The following is a 3372-nucleotide window of genomic DNA, read 5'->3' on the forward strand; positions in this document are numbered from 1 at the left end:
CCGCAGTAGATCGGTCACGATCACTTCCGGTTTGCCGTAGCGCTTCATTGATTTTTTGAGAAAATTCAATGCTGCCTTGCGATCCCGCCGGTTTGTCACATAACTTTCCAGGACCTCGCCTTCATGATCTACCGCCCGCGACAAGTAATGCATCTCGCCGTTGATCTTCACGAAAACCTCGTCAAGATGCCAACGCCAGTTCGAATAGCCACGCATCCGGTTCGCCCGTTTCCTACGGATTTCAGCAGCAAACATCGGGCCAAATCTGTTCCACCAAAAGCGGACAGTTTCGTGGCTGATTTCGATGCCGCGCTCATGCAGCAGGTCTTCGACATTTCGTAGGGAGAGCGGAAATCGAATGGACAGCATAACAGCGAGGCGGATGATCTCCGGCGACGTCTTGAAGTAGCGAAATAGATTGGATTTTCTCATCCAGCAAGGCTACGAAACCGCCCTGCTCTACTCAAGCCAGTTTCCTCTGACAGTTCCGACAACAACCGCTCGCTAACATAGTCGACCATCTGAAGGGGCTTCTTAAATAACTTCAAGCATCGTCCCCCTGAGGGCCTCGGAGAGAGTCGCTGGGCGCTTTGCCTTATATGGGTGGCGATAATGGCCGGTGACTCTGTGCGGGCTTTATAGGGACTCTGCGGGCTATTGGGCGCTTACTGCTCGTCGAGCGCTTGTTCCTCAAACAATTCTAATCAATGCACCCTTCGACGGTGATCGCTTCCTTCCTCAGGCTCAGGTTCCTCTGCCAAGGCCATACCGTCAGCGACCACGCCGAGAATATTGGAAGCTGGAACGCCCGCGCGAGTTAGGCTGGTCACCATCTCGGCAATAAGACGGTCTGTGAGGCAATCCATGCAGATACCCTTTTGTCTTGCGCGCTCAGCTAGAGCCTCCAGCTCCTTTTCGATGAAGTCCTCGAAGACTTGGTCACCGTCATGGATGGCGTCATCCTTCATGGAGTTCTCCTTGATCGCAAATGGCTGCTCTTGATTAGGTGCAGTTGAGGCCAGCCCGTCGGTCAGATGTCAATCGCTAGGGTCTGGCCTTTTAGAGCGGCAACCTGCCGAATATCGCCATAGCGGACCTTGATGCATCCCGCAGCGAACGGCCGCTTCGAGGTTATTCTGTTGAAAACTCCAAAATCTGAAAATCCCAAATTCCCGTCAAAACCGCAAATCCTGTCAAAGCCAGCTAAGATAGTAAACCAGACGACGCGACCCGGCCTAGCAACCCGGGAGGCTTGATTTGGCCGATCCCCCTTGCCAAAATAAACTTATCGACCTGTATGGCGAAAAAATCTGTCCGCCAGGCCCGAAACTGGAGTTTTTCAACAGAATAAGCCCATTGCGGACAACTTCTTACATTATTGACCTAGGTAGACTTCGAGATGGCAAGTCCCTAGCAATGTGCGGTGGATTTGATTGAGACATACGGTATTTTGCAATTGGCCCTTCTGGGCAGTGCTGCGTTTCTGGCGGCGCTTGTCAGAGGATTTTCCGGCTTTGGGTCCGCGTTGGTGTACTTGCCAATTGCAGCGCAGGTTTTGTCGCCCTTTCAAGCCATAACGACAATCGTGATATTCGATTTGATCGGGCCGCTTCCCTTGGTCCGCCAAGCGAGTCGAGATTGCGACGTCGGTGATCTTGTGCGGCTCTTGGCGGGTCTCATCCTAGCCTTGCCACTTGGGCTGCTGACTCTGACGCTAGTTGCACCGGAAGTCTTTCGATTTACGGTTTCCTTCGTCGCACTTTTCATGCTTGCGAGCCTGATTTCGGGGTTCCGCTATCGTGGCCAACTTTCGGCACCATTGATATTTGCAACAGGCGGGATGTCCGGTTTTCTTCAAGGTGTTGCAGGGCTTCCCGGCCCGCCAGTTATCCTTCTCTACATGGCGAGCGCACTTTCCGCTCAAGCAATCAGGGCAAACACATTTTTATTTTTGTTGATGACAGACGTGGTTCTCCTGCCCGCATTGGCATTGTTTGGAAAACTGGACCCGTCGGCGATCATCCTGGGGTTAGCGCTCATCATTCCAACCCTTGCTGGAAGTGTTTTGGGTGCCCGCATTTTTCGCCCTGGATACGAGCGCATGTACCGCGGTGTGGCCTACGCCATTATTGCTGCTTCGGCGCTGTCGGGGTTGCCGTTGTGGGGTTGATCCACCATCTGACGTGATGATGGCTGCATTGTCCGGGGGCTGTGTGAAAACTATCGAGAGCTTTTACAAATGCCAAAAATTGCCAGATTTGGGCGCGCTCTGATCGAGCTGAACCATCAAATTAGCAACTCCCGAAAACGAGCGGCGCGAAATCATGAAGAATCCCGAGTTTTCACACAGCCTCTCCGCACTGCCGTCATTACCCCTGGCTCATACTTCCCAGCCATGAATACCCCCGCTAAGATTGCCCACAGGGTTCTAGAAGGGATTTTCGATGTATGTTGTTATGACGAGAGTTAAGCTCAAACCCGGCACAAGTGAGATTTGTTCCGATTTGTTTCAAAAAACCAACCCCAAACTCGTAAGTTCGGAAACAGATTGGTTGGGCGCGCGAATGATTTTTGACCATGACACAGACGTTCTAACGGTCTTGGCTACTTGGCGAGATACAGAGTCTTATCAGCGTCTGAGAGCCAGCGCCAAATTTCAAAGTACGATGCGGGAGTTCGGTCCACATTTTGCTTCACCGCCAGAGGTTTCGATGAATGAAGTTTTGGTGGATATGGCCTCCTGAATTGATCTGGGACTTATGGGCCAACGACAGCTTTGACTATAGCGGGCATTTGCCGTCGCAGGATTGCACGCCCTCGCGACCAGTAGATTTTGGGTTAGATCACGAATGTACGCTCGTCCTCCAATCGCACGTCTGCGATCGCCGAGCTTGTCGTGAAGGAGGACGGTGCTTTCTACGCCCATAAACTGGTACACTTGGAGTAGAAAGCGTATGCTTTGCACGCGCCGAAACTCTGCGCAGTCCTAGCAAGCCCATATCTGGAAATGGTCGGCACATGACACCACTTCGAACACGGATCGAACGGCTCGAAGCGAAGCGGGGAATCAAAAACGACCGCGCGCCAAGCATCGTAATTTTCAATAAGATATGGCGCGAGGGTGGCGAGCTATGCTCCACACCGGTTTCTGCGAATGTGCGGACCACCAAGGGTTGGGAATATATCACCCGCGACGAAGGAGATGTCGACTTTATCACCCGCCTCAAACAAGTGACCGCGAGGCAAAAGGGGGATAATTAGGTGGATAAATTAAGATATGAATTCAGTTAGCCTATTATTTTCAATATATTACCCGAAAATAATGGTGCCCCCACACGGACTCGAACCGCGGACCTACTGATTACAAATCAG

At 52.0% G+C, this 3372-nt stretch carries 5 protein-coding genes; 3 read left to right on the top strand and 2 right to left on the bottom strand.

Annotated features, from left to right (window positions below):
- Positions 1-432: IS6 family transposase (locus tag AC221Y_RS22190; RefSeq protein WP_486708475.1), on the bottom strand; the 432-nt coding region annotated here is incomplete at its 3' end.
- 272 nt (positions 433-704) lie between these two features.
- Entirely contained in the window at positions 705-968 is a 264-nt protein-coding gene (locus AC221Y_RS22195) for a hypothetical protein (protein ID WP_486708476.1), read from the bottom strand.
- A gap of 455 nt (positions 969-1423) precedes the next feature.
- Between AC221Y_RS22195 and AC221Y_RS22200 the strand changes: the two genes are divergently transcribed.
- The 3 genes from AC221Y_RS22200 to AC221Y_RS22210 all read left to right on the top strand — a co-directional run bounded on the left by AC221Y_RS22200 (position 1424) and on the right by AC221Y_RS22210 (position 3261).
- Positions 1424-2170, top strand: a complete 747-nt coding sequence (locus tag AC221Y_RS22200; protein ID WP_299751383.1) for a sulfite exporter TauE/SafE family protein — start codon at positions 1424-1426, stop codon at positions 2168-2170.
- Between the two features lie 286 nt (positions 2171-2456).
- Positions 2457-2744, top strand: coding sequence for a hypothetical protein (locus AC221Y_RS22205; RefSeq protein WP_486708478.1), 288 nt, complete (start codon positions 2457-2459; stop codon positions 2742-2744).
- 274 nt (positions 2745-3018) lie between these two features.
- A complete protein-coding gene (locus AC221Y_RS22210; RefSeq protein ID WP_486708477.1) occupies positions 3019-3261 on the top strand; it encodes a hypothetical protein in 243 nt (80 codons plus the stop codon).
- Positions 3262-3372: the final 111 nt, after the last annotated feature.

Source organism: Boseongicola sp. (assembly GCF_057460485.1).